The organism is Streptococcus sp. A34 (genome assembly GCF_043674115.1).
Classification (GTDB): Bacteria; Bacillota; Bacilli; order Lactobacillales; family Streptococcaceae; genus Streptococcus; species Streptococcus suis_V.
In genome coordinates, this window is sequence record NZ_JBIMJM010000004.1 from 78,059 (window position 1) to 101,520 (window position 23,462).

Below are 23,462 nucleotides of genomic sequence, written 5' to 3' on the forward strand. Positions count from 1 at the left end.
AAAATAAAATAATTTTTTGTTTTATTAGCAGAGCTACTCAGATTATTTGAGCCAATACATAGTTTGTCTACGTCTTGAAAAGACTGGATTTCCCAGTCTAATTGCTAAATCTTCTTCACAAATTCTGATTTGAGTTTCATGGCTCCAAATCCGTCGATTTTGCAGTCGATATTGTGGTCGCCTTCAACGATGCGGATACCTTTAACGCGCGTGCCTTGCTTGAGATCCTTCGGTGCGCCTTTGACTTTCAAATCCTTGATCAGCGTCACTGTATCTCCATCAGCCAAGCGATTGCCATTGGCATCAATAGCGACTGGACCGCTCTCTTCCTCAGCAACCTCGGCTGGGTTCCATTCGTATGCACATTCTGGACAGACCAAAAGCGCGCCGTCCTCATAGACATATTCTGAATTGCACTGTGGGCAATTTGGTAAAGTTTCCATTCTCGTTCTCCTTCTTTTTCATCTGTATCAGTCTATCATCTTTTTGGAAAATGGGCAAGATGCTCTTATTGTCACTACTGAGTAGCTTGACGTAGTTTTTCCAGTGTTTCTTGGAAAATAGCTGGCGCGTCAGCCGTAAATTCTACCAGCTCTCCCGTTCTCGGATGGGTAAATCCAAGCGTCTGAGCATGCAGAAATTGCCCCTGCCCCTTGAGCGTTTTACGTGGTCCATAGGCCTCATCGCCTGCCACAGGATGACCGATATAAGCCATGTGAACACGGATTTGGTGGGTTCGTCCCGTTTCCAAGGTCAATTCAACCAAGGTATAGTCACCGAAACGTTCCAAGACTTGAAAACGTGTGACTGCTTCCTTGCCCTTGGCTGTGACTGCCTGTTTCTTACGATCTTTCTCCGAACGACCAATCGGTGCCTCAATCATACCGCGGTCATTTGGTAGGTTTCCGTGGACAATGGCAATATATTTGCGGAGGGATTTCTTGGCTTTCAATTCCTCAGCCAACCTGGTGTGGGCCTCGTCGTTTTTAGCAATCATCAGCAAACCGGATGTGTCCTTGTCAATCCGATGGACAATGCCCGGGCGCAAAACGCCATTGATAGCCGACAAATCTTTCACATGATAAAGCAGGGCATTGACTAGCGTACCCGACGTGTGACCAACAGACGGATGCACCACCATGCCTTGTGGCTTATTGACAACCGCTACATCCGCATCCTGATAGATAATTTCGAGTGGAATATCTTCAGCTACATAATCAATTTCTTCCACTTCTGGCACCTGATAGGAAATTACATCTCCTGCTTGAACACTATATTTAGCTTTCTTGGCTTGGCCATTAACCAAAACCAGACCAGCCTTAATTTGCTCATTGGCAACCGAGCGGGACAATTCCGTCAAATCCGCCAAAGCCTTATCCAGACGAACACCACCTGTTTCAACTCTTACTTCCATTACTTTCTTCTTTCAAAATACAAATAAACAGGAGCCCAACTCCCACCGACAGACACATATCAGCCACATTAAAGACCGGGAAATTGATAAAATCAAGCTGGAACATATCCACCACGTAGCCCAGACGGGCACGGTCAATAAAATTTCCCAAAGCCCCCGCCATCATCAAGGACAAACTGAACAAGGTCAAGAGATTTCCCTTGATATTTTTGACATAATACCAGACCAAGCCAATCATGACAACCACTGTAACAATGGTGAAAAACCACTGCTGTCCTTGCAAAATAGACCAAGCCGCACCATAATTTCTCAGATAGGTCAAACTCATAAAACCTGGCAAAAATTCCCGACTGGCGTACAATTCAATATTGGCTACGGTCCAAGCCTTGACCAACTGGTCCACACCGATAAAAGCCACTGCCAAAAGTGGCAATCCAAACTTACGCATTTTCTTCCTTCTTCTTATCAAAATAAGCCTGCATGGTATCGACAAAATCAAGCGCACAATGGCTCAGTTCATCGCCAGCCCGCTTGACATAGACCATGCGGTTATCCACCTTCCCCTTAAAGGGAATGACCGTAATCCCATTGACCGACTTGTCATCCAAAAATCCCGAACCCGTCGCATAGGCATCCGTCCGCTCTAGAATCCCATTCAAGGTAGCGCGATCCGTCACATCAAAAACAACCGACGAATCCGACGTGTCAATCAAATTCTCAGAATAATAAAGATAAGCCTCTTTTTCTTGGGTAAATCGGACCGTTGGCAAACCAACCAAATCCTCAGCCTCAATCTCTGCCTTTGCAGTCAAAGGATGATCCTCCCGCAGGTAGATATGGGTCTGAAACTCCGCCAACTCAATCGCCTGCAAATGCAATTTGTCCAGCTTTTGCATAATCCCCTTGGTATTGCGATCGTTGAGATAAATAATTCCCAGCTCACTATACCCCTGCGCCACCTCATCCAAAATTTGTACCGTAGTCGACTCAAAAATCCGAAAATGTGGATATTGAGGATGCTGCCGAGAAAAATCCGTAATCAAGGGAGGCAGGAAATCATAGTGCTGACTGCTGATAGAAAAAGTTTTTTCACCTTCTTCTGATTGCAAATAAAGATGCTCAAATTGATCAAAGCCCTTGACTAAACTCTGAGCCTTCTCATAAAATTCCATTCCTTTTTGGGTCAAAAAAGTCCCTGAACTGGTCCGACTGAAAATCTGAAAACCTAGCTCTTTTTCTAAATCTTTGATGGAAATGGATAGGCTAGGCTGAGATACGTACATTTTCTCCGCTGCCTCACGAAAAGTTCCACTATTGGCGATAGCTACCACATAGCGAAGCTGTTGAATATTCATCGATCCATCCTTTCTTCATTCCATTTTTCCTATCTTTCTATTATACCACATAATAAAACCACCAGCAAAATTGCTGGCGGTAAGTGACTATAACTTTTTAATCATGATAAGACAGGGATTCCATTCGTCCCACAAGTTTGGAAAAACTTCCAACTTAGCAAAGCCACAAGAGTGATAAAAGCCAATCGTCTGATCATATTCTTTATAATGCTCTTGGTCAACCGTTTTGACTTGTAGATAGGCATAAGATTTTCTCGCCTCTCCTTCTAATGCTTGCATCAACGCTCGTCCCAGTCCTTTTCGATGATGAGATTTTTTAACACCCATACAGTGAACTTCCCCACAATCGTCGGAGGTGCTCGTTAAGGTTACGAATCCTACTGGCTCATCTTCGTCAAATGCAGCCCACAACGGCAGCAAACTCCCATCCTGGATATATTCTTTAGTGCTTTCAGGTAAGCCAAACCACTCAGGTAAATCTGTCAATACCGTTTTAATAATATCAGCTTTTACAACTGAATCCCTGATTGCTACAATCTTCATTATTTTCTCCTTTCGGAGGTTAATTTGCCCTAACCTCCTTACACTTGATTCCTTGTTTTCTAAAATATCTTACTATTCCTTTCATTTGAATCGCCTCCCTTCATTCTATTATATGGTAATTCTAGCATCTATTGCCCTTATTAGTAATCTATATTTACATGTTCATTTTCAACTGATAACTTTTTATTTAACTACCAATGCCTGACCATTTCACACCAAACCCTTGGTAAATGAAAAATGGGTATCAAAACAAAAAAACAGGCCTTCCGAAATCTCGGAAAGCCTATTGTTTGCTATTTCTAGCTCAACTCTCTCTTTTATTTCAAGGAGAGTTGCTAAAAAGGTTCCCCGAACCTTGCCTTTCATTTAATTCAAAAAGGCAAGAAAAAATGGTCCACTGGACCATTTTTTTACTTAGCGATTGGGTAAACAGATACTTGTTTCTTATCGCGACCTTTACGTTCGAAGCGTACAACGCCTTCTACTTTAGCGTAAAGAGTGTCATCTCCACCACGACCTACGTTAGCTCCTGGGTAGATTTTTGTACCACGTTGGCGGTAAAGGATTGAACCACCTGATACAGTTTGGCCGTCAGCAGCTTTCGCACCAAGGCGTTTCGCTTGTGAATCACGACCGTTTGACGTTGAACCTCCACCTTTTTTGTGGGCCATAAATTGCAAGTTAGCAAGATTCAAGTTTAACATATGTTATTCCTCCGAATTTCTGTAATGATTGCTTCAAGCTACGCCTTAAGCGTTGATAGCGTTGATAACAACTTTTGTGTAAGGTTGACGGTGACCTTGTTTGCGGTGGCTACCTTTTTTAGGTTTGTACTTGAAGGTAACAACTTTTTTCTGTTTACCTTGCTTTTCAACAGTACCAACAACAGTAGCGCCTGCTACAAGTGGAGTACCCACAACAGTTTTCTCACCACCAACAAGAACTACTTCTTCGAAAGTAACTTCTTGACCTGCTTCAACGTTCAATTTTTCAACGTAGATAGCTTGACCGACTTCAACTTTAACTTGTTTGCCGCCAGTTTTAATGATTGCATATGTGCTCATTATGCACCTCCTATGATTTTTGGGCCTTGCCCGAATTTTATGTGAAGACTCGCCTAGTACCGTGGGACGAACCACTTAAACGGTAGTCGTGCGGTTGCACAGGGTGTGCATAGTCAACACTCCAATTATAACAAAAACACCTGCAAATGCAAGTGTTTTGTATGATTTTTTTACATTTCAAAGCTTTCACTGGTCTGTTTGTTTGGCAAGAAGAGCGAGAGCAGGATGCCAACCACTGCTGGCATCAGCCATGATAAGGATTGTCCGGCAAATGGCAGAGCTCCAATCAGGTTTGAAATTCCTGACCAGCCAAATTGTCCAGCCAAGACTTCTACTAGCGACAAGACTGTTACCACACCAACTGTCAGCTGCATGCCTGGTTTTGACAGAGGCACAAATTTATTGACAATGGTAATCAGAACAAAACAAATGGTAATCGGGTAGAGAACCAAGAGAACTGGGATAGAAAAGGCAATAATCTTGCTCAAACCAAGGTTAGCAATTCCAAATCCAATCAAGGTAAAGACTGTCGCATAAACCTTATAGGAAAATTTCGGAAAACGTTCCGCGAAAAATTCGCCTGTCGAAACAATCAAACCCGCTGTCGTCGTAAAGCAAGTCACGATAACCATAGCAGCCAAGAAAATCTGAGCGCTAGGACCAAAAATAGCTTGCGTTGCTTGCGACAAGATGTAGACGCCCTTGTTTGTGTCAGAAGCTAGAACATCAGCTGGTACTGGGAAATGATTGCCCAAGAATGCTAAACCAATATAGAGAGCAGAGAAAGCCAGTGCAACGACTGCTCCAACCGACCAAATGGTTGACACATACTCTTTCTTGCTTGAAAATCCAAGCTGTTTCAAGGTATTGACCGCTACCACACTAAAAGCTACTGCTGCCAAGGCATCCAGTGTATTATAACCTTCGATAAAACCTGTTCCAAATGCACGTCCTGCCGTGTAGCTTTCTGCGGCTGGTAAAGGATTAGTTGAACCATACTTGACAATTCCCAAAACGACCAAAATGACAATCAAGATAGCAAAAACCGGAGTCAAAATCCGACCAATCGTGTCCAAAATTTTAGACGGTTTCAAGGCGATCAAATAGGCTGCCACAAAGTAAAAAGCTGTAAAACCAAACAACCATAGACCCAGATTCGCATCGCCCAACAATGGAGCAATTCCAACCTCAAATGACGTTGTAGCTGTACGTGGAATTGCAAAAAATGGTCCTATCGCCAAGTACAAGGCAACAAGATAGACCGTTGCAAAGGCCGGTGAAATCTTGCGAGAAATTTCATGTACATACCCTTTTGGATTTAAGGTACCGACAATCAAGGCAATGACGGCAATACCGACACCCGATACGACAAAGCCGAGAATGGCCGGCCAAAAATTCTCACCTGACAAGACCCCCAAAGCTGGTGGAAAAATCAAGTTTCCTGCACCAAAAAACATACCAAACAGGAGTAAACCTGTTAGAGCTCCTTTTTTCATAAAAACTCCTTCTTATCTTTTTCGAAAGTCCATTATACCACAAAAATTCGATTTTTTCCGAACGTTAGGTTATTAAGGTAACGACACCTAAGTCAAATAATTAAAAAACGCATCAAATCAAGTTAAAATTAACCTTCATTTGATGCGCGAATGAATTTCTTTCTAAAGCTGTCTATTCTTTCCCAACCGTGTCAGACATTAAACTTCATCAACAGTTTACAGTAAATCTTCGATTAAATTGTCAATCTCATCTTTTGCTTCCACTTTTGGTGTAATTTCAGTTACAATAATCCCTGCAACAGCTCGTTCCACCAATCCTTCTACATCCATGCGAGCTTCGTACTGCTCGACATGTTTGATTTTCGGATTGGTTTTTGGACGGTCAGGGGCAAAGATGGTACAGCAATCCTCAAATGGCTGGATGGAAATATCAAAGGTATCAATTTCTTGAGCAATATCAATGATTTCCAACTTGTCCATGGTCACAACTGGACGGATAACAGGTGTATTGGTCACTGCATTGATGGCCTGCATAGACTCCAAGGTCTGACTTGCCACTTGTCCTAGACTTTCACCATTGATAATAACCATGGCACCACGTTCTTCACGAACTCGGTCTGTAATCCGCATCATGAAACGACGGGTCAAGGTCATCAAATAAGCTTCAGGTGCTTTTTCCTTAATTTCTTCCTGAATTTCTGTAAATGGCACTTCGATAAAGGTGATATTGCCACCAAAGGCTGTCAATTTACGGGTCAAATCATGGGCTTTTTTAAGAGCACCTGGGCTAGTATAAGGAGGACTTGCAAAGTGGAGAGCTTCGATTTCTACCCCACGTTTCAGTGCTAAATAGCCCGCAACTGGCGAATCAATACCACCTGATAGCATCAGCGTACCCTTGCCAGATGTACCAACAGGAAGACCGCCTGCCCCCTTGATTTCTTCATGGGAAATATAAGCTGCGTCTGGACGGATTTCCACTCGCAAGGTAATATCTGGCGACTTCATCTGTACCTGTACATTTGGAATGGCTGTGAAGACAGCATCACCCAAAACTTGATTGAGGTCGCGGCTATCCAATTCAAAGCTGTGGTCGCTACGACGCGCAGCAATCTTGAAGGTCATCCCTTCCTTGTAAATGGACTGCATAATCTCCACAACCGCTTCTTTCAAGGCTGGAACAGACTTCTCAATCTTATAAGACGGTGCGAAATTTTGGATCCCAAAAATCTTCTTCAAAGAAGCTGAAACTTCCTGATAATCTGCCCCGTTCAAATAGACATGACCACGATCACGGTCAAAATAAACGGTCACTTCTGGGTAGACAGAAAGGACATGTTTGATATTATTGCGGAGTTTGTTGACAAACCGCATCTTGTTTTTCCCTTTGGTTGACAATTCGCCATAGCGAATCATAATTTCTGAATAGTTCATTCTACCTTACTTTCTGTGTATTGTGATAAATTTGCTTGAAAATCGTGAGGAATTGCTCGATTTGCCCCATGTCATTATCATCGTCTAAGCTGATACGGACGGCCGTTTGAGCCAGCTTCTGCGGTACTCCCATGGCAATCAAGGTTCCAGCCGGTTTTCCAGCCTTGGACGAGCAGGCTGAAGTGGTCGAAATGTAAATCTGGTGGTCTTCAAAGGCATGGACGATGACTTCACCACGGATATTTTTAATGCCAAAGGTCAAAATACTTGGTGCAAAATTATCCATGCCTGAAAAAACAGTCACATGGTCAAATGTGCTGAGTTCTTCCAAGAGGATTTGCTTCATGGCAGACAATCGTTTCTGGCTATCCTGCGCCTTGTCCAAACTGAGGCGGAGCGCTTTAGCAGTTGCTGCAATACCAGCCACATTTTCCGTTGTTGATCTCTTGTCACTCTCTTGACCACCGCCTGTCAAAAGCGGAGAAATTTTCTTACCAGATTTGACATAGATAAAGCCGACTCCACGAACTGAATGGAATTTATGACCAGAGAAGGTCGCAAAATCAACGCGTTCCGTCAAAAATCGTTCTGTCGGGATTTTAGTGATAGCCTGAACAGCATCCACGTGGAAGGAAATAGTCGGTTTGTCCATCAGCAAGTTTGAAATTTCCGCAATCGGCTGGATAGAGCCAATTTCATTGTTGACTGCCATGACGGATACCAAAATCGTATCGGGACGTAACAAGCTCTCCAATGCCGAAACGTCCACAAACCCTTGGGCATTGACCGGCGCAAAATCCACCTCAAATCCCTGCGATTGGAGCCAAAGGGCGGATTCCTTGACCGCTGGATGCTCAATGTCAGACACAATGATATGCTTGCCCAAATGCGACCGTTCAAAGGCAACCCCCTTGAGAACCCAGTTGTCCCCCTCTGTACCACCAGAGGTAAAAAAGATTTCCTTGCTATCCTTGCCTAGCAATTCTGCAATTTGCTTACGGGAGGCCTCTAAGATACGGGTCGCCTGACTGCCCAAATTGTGCAGACTAGACGGATTGCCCCAAATTTTTGTCGCTACTTCTGTATAGGTCTTGAGCGTCTCAGGATAGACCTGAGTCGTCGCTGCGTTATCAAAATAAATCATGATATCATTCCTTTGTTTGCAATAGTCCTATTTTATCACTTTTTACCAGCTTTCGCCAACCATCACTACGAAAAGACAGCCCACGGACTGTCTTGCATACCTATAAAATTTCTTTCAACCGTTCGATATCAGCCTGGCTAGTTGACCAGCTAGTTGCAAAGCGTATGATACTGTGACTATCGTCATATTTTTCCCAGAAACTGTAAGCAATGCCTGATTCAGACAATTTCGGCAACTCTTCATTTTTGACAATAATAAACTGCTGATTAGTCGGCGAATTGAGATAAAACCGATAGCCTTTTTCAACTAAAACTGCCTTGAGTTGCTCTGCCATGTCGATCGCATGCCGTCCGATGCTCATATAGAGATCATCAGTGAACAATCGATCAAACTGGACTCCAATCAATCGTCCCTTAGCTAACAAGGCACCGTGATGTTTGACAATAGATACAAAATTCTTTGGCTGATTATTCTTTGTAAATACAAGAGCTTCTCCCAACAAGGCGCCAAGTTTTGTCCCTCCGATGTAGAAGACATCTGTCAGCTCTGCTATGGCCTGCAAATCAAGATCCGTATCGCGTGCAGCAAGCCCATAACCCAAGCGAGCACCGTCTAAAAAGAGCGGAATATTGTGCTGCTGGCAAACTTTGGACAAGTCTTCTAACTCTGTTTTGCTATAAAGCGTACCATATTCAGTCGGGTGAGAAATATAAACCATTCCTGGATGAACCATATGGGCATGATTAGCATCAGCATAGAAATCTTTGATGAAATTATCAACCTCACTTGCCGTTATTTTCCCTTCATGATGCAGCAGTGTCAAAACCTTGTGTCCAGAAAATTCAATAGCACCAGCCTCATGTGTAGAAATATGCCCAGTATCTGCAGCAATCACACCCTCGTAGGATGCCAGCAAGGAATTGATAGCGATTTGGTTGGTCTGTGTTCCACCTGCTAAGAAGGTTACTTGAGCATGAGGACAATTTGTAGCTTGGCGGATTTTCTCAATTGAAGATTCTGTGTGGCTATCAAGTCCGTAGCCTGCTAATCCCTCGTCATTAGTAGTAATTAGAGCTTCCAGTAAAGCAGGATGAGCTCCCTTATTATAGTCATTTTCAAAATGTAGCATCTTTATTTCCTTTCAGGAGTTTCAAATTTTATGAACAAACTATGAACAAGTGCAACAAAAACCCTTATAGGATAAGGGTTTTCGCCGTTATATTATCCACCCTGAGGGAATCGAACCCCCATCTCAAGAACCGGAATCTTACGTGATATCCATTACACTAAGGGTGGAAAGGAAAAACTTGCGCAAGGCAAGTTTTTAATCGAATTACAATTCAATGTCACCGAAAAGGTCTGCCATTGAGAAACCAGTTTGTGTTTCTGGCAATTCGAAGTCACGTTTTTCTTCGCGTTTTTGACGACGTGGACGTGGTGCACGTTTTTCAGCTTTTTCTTCGCCTTCAGCTGCTGCTGGACGCTCTTCCAAAGCCTTAATAGAAAGTGATACACGCTCATCAGCTGCATTCACTTCAAGAACTTTAACAGTAACTTCTTGACCTACTGACAAAGCATCTTTTGGATTTTCAACACGTTTGTGTGAAATTTGTGAGATGTGTACCAAACCATCAATACCTGGCAATACTTCAACGAAAGCACCGAAGTCAGTCAAACGTTTCACTTTACCTTCAATCACATCACCAGCTGCCAATTTTTGCTCAACGCCGTCCCACGGACCAGGCTGTGTAGCTTTCAATGACAATGATACGCGACCTTCAACTTCGTCGATAGCAAGAACTTTAACTTCAACTTCTTCACCAACAGTAACTGCTGATTTAGGAGATACGTTACGCTCATGTGACAATTCAGTTAAGTGAACCAAACCATCAACACCACCAAGGTCGATGAAAGCACCGAAGCTAGTGATACGGGCAACTTTACCAGTTACAACTTCACCTACTGACAACTTACCAAATACTTCTGCACGTGCTGCTGCTGCTGATTCTTCAACAACGTCACGTCGTGACAAGATGAAGCGGTTTTCTGCTGGATCAACTTCTTTGATTTTAGCATCAAATTCTTGACCTACAAAGCGCTCAGTGTTACGAGTGAAACGGCTATCGATCATTGAAGCTGGGATAAATCCACGAAGACCTTCAAATTCAACTGCAAGACCGCCTTTAACGGCACGAGTAACTTTAACTGTAACAACTTCGTCTTCACGACCAACAAGCTTGTCCCATGCTTTACGTGCTTCCAAACGTTTCTTAGAAACAAGATATGTAACAGTGTCAGTATCTTTCCCTACTACTTGACGAAGCACAAGCAATTCAAGTGTTTCACCAACTTTAACAAGGTCGTTGATATCAGCATCACGGTCGTTTGTCAACTCACGAAGAGTCAATACGCCTTCTACACCAGTACCTGAGATAGCTACATTCGCTTGACCAGCATCAACTGTCAATACTTCAGCAGTTACGACATCACCAGGTGTAACTTCGCTTACACTGTTCAACAAATCTTCAAATTCGTTCATTATAAATAAACCTCCGACAATCGGGCCTCCCGACCCAACATAAAATATATTTTATTAAGGCACACGCAAGGACAACAACAATATGGACATCTTTGACGAATTAGGATAAACCTAATACCTTGACTGGGGTAGCTGGATTCGAACCAACGCATGAGGGAGTCAAAGTCCCTTGCCTTACCGCTTGGCGATACCCCAAAATACACCACTAAGATAACGTTCTGAAATGAACTCGGGCTAAACGCTGTGTAAAAAAGATAAGTTGCCTAGCAAATCAGGATTTGCTGTCAACTTCCTATTTTTACTGTGCGTTTGACGCCCTTAGTATCTTAGATATGGAGAGAGAGGGATTCGAACCCCCGAACCCGAAGGAGCGGATTTACAGTCCGCCGCGTTTAGCCTCTTCGCTATCTCTCCGCGCACTAACATTCACTATTCTACCATAGAATAGTGATAATTACAAGTCTTCTAATTGCTTAAATTGTAATTTTCGATAATATTTGCTACTGCTGATTCCAAAGATTTATAAAAACTATCAACAGCTCCGTTTTTTACCACTGCAAGATTTTTTTCTTCAAATTCAGCAATCTCACCGATAACTTTTTTTCCGATAACCAAACGATAGCCTGAAAATTCTTCTTTATTAACCACAACCTTGCTATCTTCTAGTTGGATTTCAATTTTTTTATCTTTTTTACTCATTTTAAAACCTCACTTTTACTATTCTACAAAAAAATAGAAGAGCATGCAAGTGCAAGCGCTCCTATTTTACTATTTGTTCGGATTTACATTTTTTACTATGATAAACAATTATTTTTTACCTTCTCGATACAATTGCTTTGTCTTGTAGCCTTGTTCTAAAATATCAACCATTTCAGCCAGACGCTTGTTCTACGTGGCCTCTGTCTTGGCTGAGTAAACATACCTGGCCCAATCTCGTTGATAGCCTGGCGTTAAACTCTGATAAAAGCTCAATTCTTTTGGATGATGTTCCAAAAACCCCTCAATGTCTGCGACCTTATCCAGATAATCGCCTACTCTGGCTGACGATCGACTGCTTGACTGGACCTTTGTTTCTGGTTGGAATTTGACTGCCACCATGGTGTAGTTGTCATCAAGCGCTACCATTCGATTGAACTTGTAGGCTGTGCCCTTGATATAGCCATCCTCATCAGTAACTTCTAGATAGGGAAAAATGTGATCTCGATGAATGGGAGCGTGCCCTAGCTTGTTCTTATTTTTGGGATAGAAGAGATAAAGCTAACCATTTTCAACTAGGAGATGTTGTGCAGATGCCTGCAAAATTATGTTCTTCATCTCCTCTAAGCTATAAACGTAGGCTAGCCCAAGCTCAAGTTTCTCCGCTACTTCTGTCGGAAAGCCATAGCCATCAAAAGCAGTTTCTTCCTCCTGCGCTGGTTTCATCATAGCCACATCTGTGAACTTATCCAACTTTAGCTTTTTCAATAAGGTTTCATCCATGATTTTACTCCCCTTTTTGACGGTGGTATTCAATAGATTTGACCAGAATTTCCTCTAGAACTTCCATATCAATGTCTGCCAATTTATTAACATAGACACAACCAACTGCTGCCTTATGCTTGCCCAAACGGTCCAATAGCTCCTGGCGTCCAGGCAGATTTTGATCAATATAAAGACTAATCTTAGCCTGTCTGGCCGCAAAAGCGAGAATGGGTGAATCTCCTTCCGTCCCAGTATCATACTTATAATGGTAGCAACCAAAGCCAATAATGCTGGGATACCAAACGACAGCTTCCTCCTGACTGATGCGCTGGTGCAATTCTAGTAATTTGTAGGCATCTTCCTGCTTACGGACTGTTTTCAATTCTGCAAACAATTCATGGACTGACTGTCCAGTAGGGGAAAATTTTGACATAGATTTCCTTTCTGATGAGTGGCTTTAATAATATTCAAAGATTGTAAAATTTAGTTACAACATTTCCCTAGTTTTATATCCAAGTGTACGTAGAATATCTTGCATCTATTTTCTCCTTAATATCTTGTTTTATTTTTGATAGTACAATTGATTTTAAAACTAAATTCCATCCAATATTTGGAATTAAAGAGATTATCAATCCCAAAATAATCAACTTCATTCCAAATTCTCCCATAGAGCTGGGTATAAAATATAGCCAAAACATTCTATTTTGATTGCTATGACCGAGGAGGGGGACAATACCAATGAACATTAAAGAAATGATTTACATAAAGGACGAACGCAATAATAAAAGTGAGAAAATTTAAATCGACATTTAAAGTGTAAACACATTTACTTCGACAATCAATCTCAGATGTTATTAAAATTGAGTATAAGTCAGATACCATTTCAACCAATATTCTTAAACTCTATAGAACCGAAATCCATTATAGTTTCGTTTATGAAGTCATTATATTTCATACTCTCTTCTCATTCTATACAATAATTTTTCTTTTATTATATCACATTCCGCTTTCGCATCCCTCTCTTTTTAACTTCGGACACCAGAAAAGACGATAGATTTTGGGGTATGATACTCCATTTCTATCGCCTTATATCTTTGAATTCAGTTTTATTCAGTTTTATTAAGTTTCGTTCACCTCGACCAATCTGAATGTCGGAGAAGCATATAAAATTGTATTCCCTTACTAGCTGAAAAACCTTTCTTTTTTCCTTAGAAGTTTAATTATTATTACAAGGGAAATAACCACCTCTAAAACATATACCCCTATCAATACTATAGGCAGAATTTGAACTTCTGCAAGGCTACCGCTGAGCAATATGTAATCCCAAAGAGAATGGAAAATTATAGGGAACAGTATTTTTCGTGTGTCCAAATACATAGCTCCTAAGAACACTCCCATAACAAAGGTTGAGCAAAGTTGTCCCATTAGCTCGGAGACTGATAGACCTCCTATAACATTTATTAAATGTAATGCACAAAATAGCACTGAAGATAGCAGTATGGCAAGAGCCGGATTCATCTTCTTCGCCATTGCACCAAGCAATATCCCTCTGTACATGCCTTCTTCAGCTATTCCAATCAAAGCAGTATCTATTATCAATATAACAAATGCTAAATCCGGACTAAATCCTCTGACAATTGAATATAGTCCAAACCCTACTACAGGGATGAACAAAAGTGCTGAAAATACATAGCTCGGCTTGCTTTCTGAGTGCAAGGTTAATTCATTTTTATTTTTTATGCCGTAGTACAAAACCAATATCGCTAATATAAACATAAACGGCAAAAACTTCCTGCTGAACTCCGTTGAATTATATGGAGTATTTAAGAAATGATTACTTATAAAAAGTCCTATTCCCATTATAATCATATACGCTGTTAATAAAATATAGTTCTTCTTCATATACAACCTCCTGCTTTCATCTATCAAAAAGTCCTCCAATTATTTGCTTGAAGTGCTTTGATTTTGCCTCTAAGTCCACTACAATATAGAGATAGCTATATGTAAGCCATTCTAATTCATCTGACTAATCAATTATTCTTTCTATGGTTCTTACCAATCAATCCAAGCAACATAAACAAAGCAACAACGCCTGTCACCAAGTAAAAACTAATGTTGGAGCTATCTCCGGTTTCCGGAGCTTTATATTTCTTAACTACCGTAGGAACATTTGCAGGAGGATTAGTTTTGTTATCCTTATCATTTTTAACAGAAAGCTTTATAACGGCTTCACCCTCATCCAAATCTTTTACATTAACTTTTACAGGTTCCTTATTTAAAACATATCCGTTAGGAGCCTTTGTTTCAACCAATATATACTCTTTGTCATAATCCAGCTCATCAATTATAGCCTTACCGTCAGCCCCTGTTGTCACAGTTTTTATAGGTTTACCTGAGCAGAGCCGACTTTTACCAAGAATAAATCAAATGTTGCATTTGCCAATCCCATATTACTTTTCAATATCTTCTTTTTGAAATTTTCTAATCATACCTTTACCATCCAATCTGTTCCATTCTATTAATAATAAATAGTTTTTGCAAGCAGTAACATTAGTCCTGTCCAATACAGAACTAAATCCTTTCAATAATTATTTGTCCAACTTTTTGGGGTCAGTACATTCTAAATCTTTTCTTTTTTATTTGTATCAGAGCGTAAAAATTCTAGCACGTCCTGATAAATAGTTTCTTTATCTCTTTCATTAAGTATTTCATGTCTCATACCTTTATAAAGCTTGCTTTTAATGTTTTTATATCCAAGACTTTTTAAGAATCCTTCTAAACCCTTAAACTTTTCGTTTCCTTGAATAACAGGATCATCTTCTCCAGCTATTAAAAATATTGGTAAAGCAGTGTTTTTTGGTCTCCAGTCTTTGCCATTGTACGCTGATTTTAATAATTTAAAAAGATTGATAAATGCATTTGTAGTAAATATAAAACCACAAAGCGGATCTGCATCGTATTCCTTGACTGTGTCTGGATTAGCGCAAATCCAATCTAGCTGGCTTTCATATCCCTTGCTATATTGACCGGCTGATAAAGAATTAAAAAATTTATTGGGCTTATATTTGCCATAAAAAACACTGCTTATTTTTGCTAAAAATACTGCAAATCCCGCTAATTTATTCTCAGTTGGTGGCCCACATAAAACTATTTTATCAAGCTCGTAATCGTATTTCTTTAAATAATTTCTAGAAACAAGAGTGCCCATGCTATGACTAAATATTGAAATACTTAACGAAGGATATCTTTCTTTTAAGTATTCTGTCACTTGATAAGCATCGTCAACAATAACAGAGCTGTCCTCTGTATAAAAATATCCTAAGTGAGATGAGTCTTTAACGCTAGCTCCGTGACCTCTATGGTCATGAATCGCACAGACATAACCGTTTTGAGCTAAGTAATTCATAAAATCGTAGTATCTTTCTTTATGTTCTGACATTCCATGAACTAACTGAACAATTCCAATAGGATTAGAGCTTGGCTCTATAATAGCAAGTTCGAGCTCCAGTCCATCTCGCTTAGATTTAATTTTTTTAGTAATCATAATTTCACCTACTATCTAATTACAATATAATTATTAATACACTTCGTTTACGCTCGTGACATCAATACTACACTCTCCACATGTGTTGTCTGGTCCTTGAGAATACATTTTTTTATCCTCGTCACTGTTTTGAGGACACAATTTATCTGTTTCTAGTTTAGCATTTTTACGTTTACTTTTAAATTGTTTACCATCCTTGTTTTGAGTTTCACCTGTTTTGAATATTATGGTTAACATTGCAGGATCAATTTCTCCGTCGCTATTAACTCCACCTACAATAATTTTCTCAACAATACTTTCAAAAACTGCACGATCAAACTCCGTAAGCATTTTCTGTGAAGATAGCAAGTGCTTAAACTCAGTTAGTCTTTTCTTTACATCTATTTCTGATTTTAAGGTTGTTTCAATATTTACCTTCTCTTCTGCTAGAAACTCTTTTTCTGAGGAAATTTCATTGTACTTTTCATTGTATATGGTATCGCTAATTTTCCCTTCGAGCCTTAGATTTACAAGATTTTCCTCTTTTTTTAGTAATGTTCGAAGTTTGTTTGTAATCCTTTTTAGTTCCTTATTAAGGCTATTGTCATTCAATTCAGATTCAATCGTTTCAAGTAAGTCTGTCATTAAGTTTTCATTTGAATGATAAAGTTGTCTGTAAGCTTCCATGAAAGCCCCCTCAATAGCGAGCTCTTCTAATCCTTTACTATGCTTACAAAATTTCTTCCCTTTCTTTATCGATGTAACACAGTGCCACACAACCTTACGATAATCTGAACGGCAGTGCCAACTTCTTCTAGATAATATTGAACCACAAAAACCACATTCTAACATGCTACTAAAAGCATACATTTTTGAATAGCGTTCACGCTTACCATTTACATTTGCAGCAGTCTTCTTATTTCCTGCTCGACGCAGTCTAATCTCCTGAGCTTTCTCAAAGTCTTCTTTAGATATTATAGGTTCATGATTATCTTTGATGTAGTACTTATCTTCTTCACCAAAATTACTTAAACGTCTCTTGCTTATTGGATCCACTGTAAAAGTTTTGCCCATTAGAATATCGCCTTTATATTTTTCATTCTTTATGATTCCTATACTTTATATTCATAAAGTGTGTGCTCTGCGAGGCTGTCGGCAGTGCCGACCAAAACCATAAAACCTTTAAGACCTTTCTTTTTTTTACGAGAAAAAAGAAACAAAAAAACCTGCCCTCTGCCACCTCAGCAAAGGGGGGTTTTGCTCTCGTGCTCGTTTAAAAATCAGCAAGGGACAGGTAGTATTTTTTGAGAAGATCACTCAAAAAATCTCCACCTTTAAACCCTTGCCAATTTTTATTTTGTCCGTTTTGTCTAGCTTACCGAAAGCCAGACTCAGCAAGAATAAAATTTTTATTGTCTTTCGGTTTTCTAGTGTAACGGACAAAACCACTCAAAATAAAAAAGATACAAGAGAGGTCTCTCGTATCTTTTATTCAGCAATCGCGCCCTTTAATGGAACAAAAAGATTTGAATTCCTGTTATAAAAAAAGGATCAATTTTGAACTCTCTCCCAAAGTTGATCCCTTAACGATTTAGAAATCCCTTTGAGAATGTTTATATACATTCAAGGTAACCAGCCAACTAATGACAATGATTCCTGAAAAAAGTAATAACAAATTACTATACAGATAAGTTGACTGATCAACTTCCATAGGTAACAACCTTTGATCAAGTAAGGGTATGGATAATAAACCACCTACAATTGCAATACCTGTTCCCTCTGATAAAAAGCTGGTAAAGTTAAGCAAACTCATTCCAGCACCAGCTTCCTGCTGTTTCAAGCTACTTGAAACAATTGTTGATATAACTGTTTTGGTGAACGAAAGCCCACCTAAAACAAATACGATTATAATTGTCATGAACCATGATGTTGTTTCTAAAAGAAAGGAAGCAGTTAAAAAGCTAACAGAAAGAAATGTAACTCCGATGTTTAACACGTATAAAGGACCTCTTCTATCAACAAGTATCCCACCAATGTAGCCGAAAATAATGACACTCATTGTTCCAGGGAAAATAATTACACTTCCGATTTCGGCAGTACTTAGCTGGTGAACATCTTTCATCATATAAGGAACCATAGAGACAAACCCTGCTACTGTTCCAAATATAATTCCCCCACAAAGAACTCCAATCATAAAAGGTATATTTTTCCCTAATCCGGGATCAACAAAAGGATCTGTTACTTTCCTGATATGTTTTACAAATATCAGGAATGACAGCACGCTAACGATAAGAAAAGAAATGCTATATGATGTTGTAAACAACATAAAAAATACAATGCCTACAGACATTAGTATAATTCCTTTGATATCAAAATGACCTTTTATCCTTACTTCTTTCTTTAATAATTTCATAAGAAACGGAACAGTGATAATTGTTATCATAGGAATGAGTAGAAGATAGGACCAATGAATATAATGGGCTATCATTCCACCAATCGCTGGACCGACTCCTTCTCCCATGGCTACTATCGATCCAATAAGACCAAATGCTTTACCCCTATTTTCCTTTGGAATATAGCGCGCAACTACAACCATTACGAGTGCTGGAAATGCAGCTGCACCAGCCCCTTGAATAAAACGAGCCATAATAAGTAAGGAAAAGAAAGAATGGCCAACAAACCCAATTACCGATCCGAAGCAATTTATTATAATCCCAAATAGGAGTAACCTTTTAATGCCTAGCTGATCAGATAGCTTTCCATATAGAGCTGTTCCAATAGAAAAGGTTAACATAAAGGCTGTGTTCACCCAGCTTGTACTCGCCGGTGATTTATTAAAATCATTTGCAATATCAGGTAATGAGACGTTCAAAACCATTTCATTTAATACGCTAAAAAAAGATAAAATGCAAAGCCAAATTAAAATTTGGTTGTGTCGTAAAAATGATACGCTTCCCTCTTTTAATTGAACCCTGTTACATTCATTACACTTCATAATTAATTCCTCCTAAACTTGATTAAAACATTTTACCACATATAAACTAAGTTTTAAATTCAGTATTTCATCACTTATACAACAATATGGCCCGTTTGTTGAACTACTCTTTAATAAAATAATTTTTCCGTTCCCAATTCCAGATTGCGACAATTTCCACGCCCATACTTACGTCCTGATTTTCATCATCGATGTGAATGAGATCACCTCTCTCAACATCATCCAACTGCAACTCTTTGCGTATCTCTTTAAACAAACCACCAAACCCAATTTGACGCTTGTTTTTCAAGGCTTTCATCAAATCATCAGTCACTTTCAGTTTTTGTTCTTCCGTTTTGCCCATTTTCTCTATCGGCTTGGTTGGATACTTCGCTGTTTCGACAATTGCACCACGCAAATCCATGTCACTCTTAGCTTTACGCTGATTTGGTTTTACTTTTCGCACGTCTACAATTGGCTTGTAATCAAGCTTTGCCGATTGTTGCCACATACTCGTCCATTCATCTTGCGAGATATAATAATCGCCACCAAAATACGACGCTTTAACCATTAACAGCACTTGTATGCTCTGCCAGCTCGACATCGCCAACGCTTCTTTGAGCAGACTGTTTTCCAGCTCTGTCCGGCTCTGTCGGTTTAACTCTTGAAGCTGCTCTCTTGGACTGCTCTGCTTCTGCTGTTCGTGCATTTCTCTCAAACTCATGCTCCATACTCTCCTTTCCAAAATCCATATTGTAGTATTTTTCCAGCTTGATATCCCTGATTTTACAAGCCTTTTCTCCTGCCTGTTCCCTGGCTAAGTCGGTATATGTGATGTACTTGTGGCTGTCCTGCCAGTCCACCCCGTACCCTCTTTCATTCATCAGCCGGATAAAGGTTTCCCGGCTGGTCGCTGTTTCCTTACAATCCAGCACCGCAAGGGCAATATCCTGCACATAGCTTTTGACCTTTCCCTGCTCTGCCTGTTTCAAAAGCTGGTAGGTGTCTTTGCTCCATGCCACCGTTTCTTCCCGGACTTCTCCAGCAAATGTCTTTCCTTTCTCCGGCACATGCAAGCCCTGTTCCCAGCTCTGCTCGTTGCACCGTTCCTTTAAGTCTTTAAGGTCGTGCTTACTCAGAGGGTAATTTAGGGTATAACAAAATAACCCACCCGAATATCGTTTTTTTTATTTGGTGAGTTTGTTCTTTCAAATACGAAACAAAAAGAGCCGATGATTCGTGAATTGTTCCACAATTTCATCGGCTCTGCGTCTTAAGCGTCTGGCTCTTTGATGACAGTTATCTTCAAGTTGTCAACTTTAATCAATCTTTCTTGTCTGCATTTTGGACAATAAAGGGGATAATTCTCCAAAACAGTGTCCTTCCTAATTTTATTACGGGTTTTGCTCCCACAAACAGGACACAATATCCATTCGCATTTCATCATAATTAGTCTCTAATCCTTTCAAATCTCATTTTATATGACTTTTGCAAGCTGTTAAGCTAACTTGTGGAACATATGCCGAACCTTATCTATACGGCTATTCGGGCGGCGGGGTTGGCAAATAAATTTACCAATAGCTGGCTGGTATCCTTTTAACTCTGTCAAGCAGACTCCCTGCCCATTTGTGAAATTAGTTAAATCGTTCCTGTATTCTTGAATACATCTAGCAGGGATTTCTCCTTTCAGAATGACCTCGTCATTCTTTATCTGAGTACTTACAATATCTGCACAATACCTTGGAGCATCATGATACGCCCGTGAGAGATATTCCTGCGGTGCATAAATTTCAAAGTGGAGATATGGCTCTAATAGTTCTGTCCCTGCTTTTTTTAAAGCCTGCTCCAATACGATAGGGGAAAGCAGCCGAAAGTCTGCGGGGGTACTTACAGGACTATAATACAATCCATATTCAAAACAGATTTTACAGTCTGTCACTTTCCATCCATACAGCCCCTGCTCGCAGCCATAAAGAACCCCCTCCATAACCGCATTTTGGAACGATTGATTTAAATATCCAAGTGAAACTCTGCTTTCATACTGCACTCCGCTTCCAATAGGGAGCGGCTCTATGGACAACCCGACAGAAGCCCAGAAAGGATTTGGCGGGACTTCTATGTGGATGGTATATTCTGCTTTTCTAAGCGGTCTTTCCAGATAAATAACCGAAGGCTCTTTCATAGCCACGCCCACATGATATTTTTCTTCTAATAGCGAACAAATAACTTCTAACTGTACTTTTCCCAAAAAAGATAACATAATCTCATGTGTAACAGTATCAATGTCAAAATGCAAAAGAGGGTCTGTATCAGCAATCTCTGTGAGGGCATTTAACAGGGCTTCCCTTTGCTCCGGCTTTTGCGGCTCTACCGTTGTCCGAAGTAATGGCATGGGATTATCAATCCGTGTTTTATGAGGCAGGAGTTTTTCATTTCCTAGAATGTCGTTCAGTTTCAAAGTATCATCAGCTAAAATAACAATTTCTCCCGGATAAGCGGTGTCTGTCCGAACAATTTCCCCTTTGGATGGAATACGCATCTCTGTGATTTTCAGCTTTTCTCTCCCGGCCAGGGCCACCGTATCCCGCAGGCGCAGCGTTCCGCTGTATAGCCGTAGATAGACACGCCGCTGGCCGCAATCTGTATACTCCACCTTGAAAACGCTGCCGCATAGGGCGGCGCTCCCCTGTTCCCCAATCGGTTGGAACAGCCCTGTCACCGCATCCATCAACGGTTGAATGCCAAGGCCCTTTTTGGCGCTGCCATAATAGACCGGGAACAGGGAGGCGTCTTGAACCCGCCGCTGTTCCTCCCGCACAAGTTTTTCCCGGCTGATTGGTTCTCCTGCGATATACTTTTCCAATAATTTATCGTTATTTTCGATGACCGCATCCCATGCTTCTATGTCGGTATTTTCCTCCAGGACTATTTCCGGGGACAGCGACACCGTCTGCTTGATGATAATATCGGCGGAGAGCTTATCCCGAACAGACTGAACCACGCTCTGCAAATCAACGCCAGCCTGGTCGATCTTGTTGATAAAGATAACGGTGGGAATGTTCATTTTCCGCAGGGCATGGAACAGAATACGGGTCTGGGCCTGCACGCCATCTTTAGCGGAGATCACCAAGATGGCCCCATCTAAAACAGCCAAAGAGCGGTACACCTCCGCCAAAAAATCCATATGGCCTGGCGTATCTATAATGTTGACTTTTACATCCTCCCACTGAAAAGATGTCACTGCTGTCTGGATAGTGATTCCCCTTTGACGCTCCAAATTCATTGTATCTGTCCTTGTTGTGCCTTCATCTACGCTCCCTAGTTCTGCAATTGCACCACTGGTATACAATAAACTTTCCGTTAATGTTGTCTTTCCTGCGTCAACGTGAGCCAGAATGCCTAAGTTAATTATTTTCATGTGATTTTCCTCCTATCAACACCCAAAAAAGGGCATAAAAATACCCAGTGATAAATACTCCTATCACTGGGTAAATAACTCCAATAGCCCCAAAACACTTATATGTTTTCGGGCATATAAAATTACATGATAAAAGTATTCTTAAACTGGGTACAAAAAACCAAGCCCCATATTAAAAGTGAAACGGGACTGCTACTTTTTGTTCCCACTATCAAATTGACAGTTTATTTAAGAATACCTTGCCGCATATTTATTAACTCCTTGTATAATACTGAATCTAATTATATTCCTTAACCCTTTATTTGTCAAGTCCTTAACCCTTTATTTGTCAAGCTGACAAACTAAAGCAGAAAAAGCGGCAGGATTTCCCCCTGCCACTAATCATCTGTTTATGCAAAAATAATTTCCTTTTCCACAATCTCCCTCGCACAAGCCCTTATGTTATTGAGGCATCCTGTCCATTCTAAGGCGTTTTCTGCCTTTAGCCGTTCCGTTATGCCCTGTGCCTGTTTCATACCCTCTATGAGCCTTTCAAAGCGTTCCTGTGCCTGTCTGTTGATGTCGGCAAGGTAGGCGTTTAGCCTGCCGCTTGTAAGAAGATTGGTGTATGTAACTTTACGGTACTGTTTTAGATAATCTAAATGCCGTTGCCCCCAGATGCCTATTGCCTGTTCTTCTTCGGCGGGTACAGTTAAGCACGGTATCAAATAATCCCCTTGCCTTTCGTATTTGCCGCCCAGTTCCTCAAATAATGATTTTGCCATTGTCTGTTACCTCAAAAGCCCTCTTTAAAGGGCTTTTATGTTTATTTTGAAAAAGAGATAAAATCAATATATCCCTTTTCCCCAATTTTTACAACGGCATTGTAGGGCTTTTTCTCTTTGTTTTTGATTCCTTTTACCAGGGTTTCTTTTCCCTCCAGTAATTCTTTTACATTCGTTTTGGTTAGTTTTTTCTTTCTAAAATGTTCAGCTAAAGTAAACTTACATTCAGGATAATTTGAACAACCATAAAACGATTTTTTTAATACAATATTGTTGCCACACTTAGGACATTTTCCTACAAGGGGTCCCGAGCGCTTAGTGGGAATTTGTACC

The 23,462-nt window shown here is 40.4% G+C and carries 26 protein-coding genes, 3 tRNA genes, 1 pseudogene and 1 other annotated feature; all 30 genes and pseudogenes read right to left on the reverse strand.

Annotation, left to right across the window (positions count from 1 at the left end; translation table 11 throughout):
- Positions 1 to 104 precede the first annotated feature (104 nt).
- The gene (locus ACHBGV_RS02285) at positions 105 to 443 is read right to left on the reverse strand and encodes a zinc ribbon domain-containing protein YjdM (RefSeq protein WP_105123365.1); all 339 of its coding nucleotides are present in this window, start codon (positions 441 to 443) and stop codon (positions 105 to 107) included.
- Between the two features lie 74 nt (positions 444 to 517).
- Positions 518 to 1,414, reverse strand: coding sequence for an RluA family pseudouridine synthase (locus ACHBGV_RS02290; RefSeq protein ID WP_394735570.1), 897 nt, complete (start codon positions 1,412 to 1,414; stop codon positions 518 to 520).
- Positions 1,398 to 1,862 carry a signal peptidase II gene (gene lspA / locus ACHBGV_RS02295; protein WP_105123367.1) on the reverse strand — a complete coding sequence of 155 codons (465 nt, stop codon included), beginning with the start codon at positions 1,860 to 1,862 and terminating at the stop codon, positions 1,398 to 1,400. The genes ACHBGV_RS02290 and lspA overlap by 17 nt, the downstream gene beginning before the upstream one ends.
- Positions 1,855 to 2,769 (reverse strand): LysR family transcriptional regulator, encoded by a 915-nt coding sequence (locus ACHBGV_RS02300; protein WP_105110131.1) that lies wholly within the window; start codon positions 2,767 to 2,769, stop codon positions 1,855 to 1,857. The genes lspA and ACHBGV_RS02300 overlap by 8 nt, the downstream gene beginning before the upstream one ends.
- A gap of 87 nt (positions 2,770 to 2,856) precedes the next feature.
- Positions 2,857 to 3,312, reverse strand: a complete 456-nt coding sequence (locus ACHBGV_RS02305; protein ID WP_394735571.1) for a GNAT family N-acetyltransferase — start codon at positions 3,310 to 3,312, stop codon at positions 2,857 to 2,859.
- Positions 3,313 to 3,722: 410 nt separating this feature from the next.
- Positions 3,723 to 4,016 carry a 50S ribosomal protein L27 gene (gene rpmA, locus ACHBGV_RS02310; RefSeq protein WP_009909754.1) on the reverse strand — a complete coding sequence of 98 codons (294 nt, stop codon included), beginning with the start codon at positions 4,014 to 4,016 and terminating at the stop codon, positions 3,723 to 3,725.
- Positions 4,017 to 4,061: 45 nt separating this feature from the next.
- Positions 4,062 to 4,376: a 50S ribosomal protein L21 gene (rplU, locus tag ACHBGV_RS02315; protein ID WP_002941330.1), complete on the reverse strand. Its 315-nt coding sequence runs from the start codon at positions 4,374 to 4,376 to the stop codon at positions 4,062 to 4,064.
- Between the two features lie 35 nt (positions 4,377 to 4,411).
- Positions 4,412 to 4,482 (reverse strand) — a sequence feature (ribosomal protein L21 leader region).
- Positions 4,483 to 4,546: 64 nt separating this feature from the next.
- Positions 4,547 to 5,872, reverse strand: coding sequence for a branched-chain amino acid transport system II carrier protein (gene brnQ / locus ACHBGV_RS02320; RefSeq protein ID WP_172059568.1), 1,326 nt, complete (start codon positions 5,870 to 5,872; stop codon positions 4,547 to 4,549).
- A gap of 216 nt (positions 5,873 to 6,088) precedes the next feature.
- Positions 6,089 to 7,306, reverse strand: coding sequence for a tRNA uracil 4-sulfurtransferase ThiI (gene thiI / locus ACHBGV_RS02325; protein ID WP_394720442.1), 1,218 nt, complete (start codon positions 7,304 to 7,306; stop codon positions 6,089 to 6,091).
- Position 7,307: 1 nt separating this feature from the next.
- Positions 7,308 to 8,450: a cysteine desulfurase family protein gene (locus tag ACHBGV_RS02330; protein WP_105123372.1), complete on the reverse strand. Its 1,143-nt coding sequence runs from the start codon at positions 8,448 to 8,450 to the stop codon at positions 7,308 to 7,310.
- A 100-nt stretch (positions 8,451 to 8,550) separates the two neighbouring features.
- On the reverse strand, positions 8,551 to 9,579 hold the full coding sequence (locus ACHBGV_RS02335; RefSeq protein WP_125266378.1) for a low specificity L-threonine aldolase: 1,029 nt from the start codon (positions 9,577 to 9,579) through the stop codon (positions 8,551 to 8,553).
- A 95-nt stretch (positions 9,580 to 9,674) separates the two neighbouring features.
- Positions 9,675 to 9,746: transfer RNA gene (locus ACHBGV_RS02340), tRNA-Arg, on the reverse strand.
- A 37-nt stretch (positions 9,747 to 9,783) separates the two neighbouring features.
- Positions 9,784 to 10,989 (reverse strand): 30S ribosomal protein S1, encoded by a 1,206-nt coding sequence (rpsA, locus tag ACHBGV_RS02345; RefSeq protein ID WP_105111014.1) that lies wholly within the window; start codon positions 10,987 to 10,989, stop codon positions 9,784 to 9,786.
- 123 nt (positions 10,990 to 11,112) lie between these two features.
- A tRNA-Gln gene (locus tag ACHBGV_RS02350) sits at positions 11,113 to 11,184 on the reverse strand.
- Between the two features lie 138 nt (positions 11,185 to 11,322).
- Positions 11,323 to 11,403 (reverse strand) — tRNA-Tyr (locus ACHBGV_RS02355).
- A 51-nt stretch (positions 11,404 to 11,454) separates the two neighbouring features.
- Entirely contained in the window at positions 11,455 to 11,688 is a 234-nt protein-coding gene (locus tag ACHBGV_RS02360; protein ID WP_105111013.1) for a DUF2969 domain-containing protein, read from the reverse strand.
- Between the two features lie 189 nt (positions 11,689 to 11,877).
- The gene (locus ACHBGV_RS02365) at positions 11,878 to 12,114 is read right to left on the reverse strand and encodes a YdeI/OmpD-associated family protein (protein WP_238140782.1); all 237 of its coding nucleotides are present in this window, start codon (positions 12,112 to 12,114) and stop codon (positions 11,878 to 11,880) included.
- 132 nt (positions 12,115 to 12,246) lie between these two features.
- Positions 12,247 to 12,468 (reverse strand): hypothetical protein, encoded by a 222-nt coding sequence (locus tag ACHBGV_RS02370; protein WP_238140783.1) that lies wholly within the window; start codon positions 12,466 to 12,468, stop codon positions 12,247 to 12,249.
- Between the two features lie 4 nt (positions 12,469 to 12,472).
- Positions 12,473 to 12,883 (reverse strand): DUF1801 domain-containing protein, encoded by a 411-nt coding sequence (locus tag ACHBGV_RS02375; RefSeq protein WP_105111011.1) that lies wholly within the window; start codon positions 12,881 to 12,883, stop codon positions 12,473 to 12,475.
- 749 nt (positions 12,884 to 13,632) lie between these two features.
- A complete protein-coding gene (locus ACHBGV_RS02380; protein WP_105160880.1) occupies positions 13,633 to 14,352 on the reverse strand; it encodes a CPBP family intramembrane glutamic endopeptidase in 720 nt (239 codons plus the stop codon).
- 128 nt (positions 14,353 to 14,480) lie between these two features.
- Positions 14,481 to 14,870: a SpaA isopeptide-forming pilin-related protein gene (locus tag ACHBGV_RS02385; RefSeq protein WP_105160879.1), complete on the reverse strand. Its 390-nt coding sequence runs from the start codon at positions 14,868 to 14,870 to the stop codon at positions 14,481 to 14,483.
- A gap of 200 nt (positions 14,871 to 15,070) precedes the next feature.
- Positions 15,071 to 15,994, reverse strand: a complete 924-nt coding sequence (locus ACHBGV_RS02390) for an alpha/beta fold hydrolase (RefSeq protein WP_105111008.1) — start codon at positions 15,992 to 15,994, stop codon at positions 15,071 to 15,073.
- A gap of 33 nt (positions 15,995 to 16,027) precedes the next feature.
- Positions 16,028 to 17,089 (reverse strand): annotated as a pseudogene (locus ACHBGV_RS02395) (recombinase family protein); the annotation flags it as partial.
- Positions 17,090 to 17,564: 475 nt separating this feature from the next.
- A complete protein-coding gene (gene tet(L) / locus ACHBGV_RS02400; RefSeq protein WP_394735572.1) occupies positions 17,565 to 18,968 on the reverse strand; it encodes a tetracycline efflux MFS transporter Tet(L) in 1,404 nt (467 codons plus the stop codon).
- Between the two features lie 103 nt (positions 18,969 to 19,071).
- Complete coding sequence (locus tag ACHBGV_RS02405; RefSeq protein WP_052306454.1) at positions 19,072 to 19,518, reverse strand: protein rep; 447 nt, start codon at positions 19,516 to 19,518, stop codon at positions 19,072 to 19,074.
- A complete protein-coding gene (locus ACHBGV_RS02410; protein WP_394735573.1) occupies positions 19,511 to 19,969 on the reverse strand; it encodes a hypothetical protein in 459 nt (152 codons plus the stop codon). The genes ACHBGV_RS02405 and ACHBGV_RS02410 overlap by 8 nt, the downstream gene beginning before the upstream one ends.
- A 251-nt stretch (positions 19,970 to 20,220) precedes the next feature.
- Positions 20,221 to 20,394 carry a cysteine-rich KTR domain-containing protein gene (locus tag ACHBGV_RS02415; protein ID WP_002779755.1) on the reverse strand — a complete coding sequence of 58 codons (174 nt, stop codon included), beginning with the start codon at positions 20,392 to 20,394 and terminating at the stop codon, positions 20,221 to 20,223.
- A 51-nt stretch (positions 20,395 to 20,445) separates the two neighbouring features.
- Complete coding sequence (tet(O/W/32/O), locus tag ACHBGV_RS02420; RefSeq protein WP_394735574.1) at positions 20,446 to 22,365, reverse strand: tetracycline resistance ribosomal protection mosaic protein Tet(O/W/32/O); 1,920 nt, start codon at positions 22,363 to 22,365, stop codon at positions 20,446 to 20,448.
- A gap of 389 nt (positions 22,366 to 22,754) precedes the next feature.
- Positions 22,755 to 23,129, reverse strand: coding sequence for a TnpV protein (locus ACHBGV_RS02425; protein WP_336384973.1), 375 nt, complete (start codon positions 23,127 to 23,129; stop codon positions 22,755 to 22,757).
- A 41-nt stretch (positions 23,130 to 23,170) separates the two neighbouring features.
- Positions 23,171 to 23,462 (reverse strand): topoisomerase DNA-binding C4 zinc finger domain-containing protein (locus tag ACHBGV_RS02430; protein ID WP_105101243.1); only part of this gene is annotated, 292 nt, incomplete at its 5' end.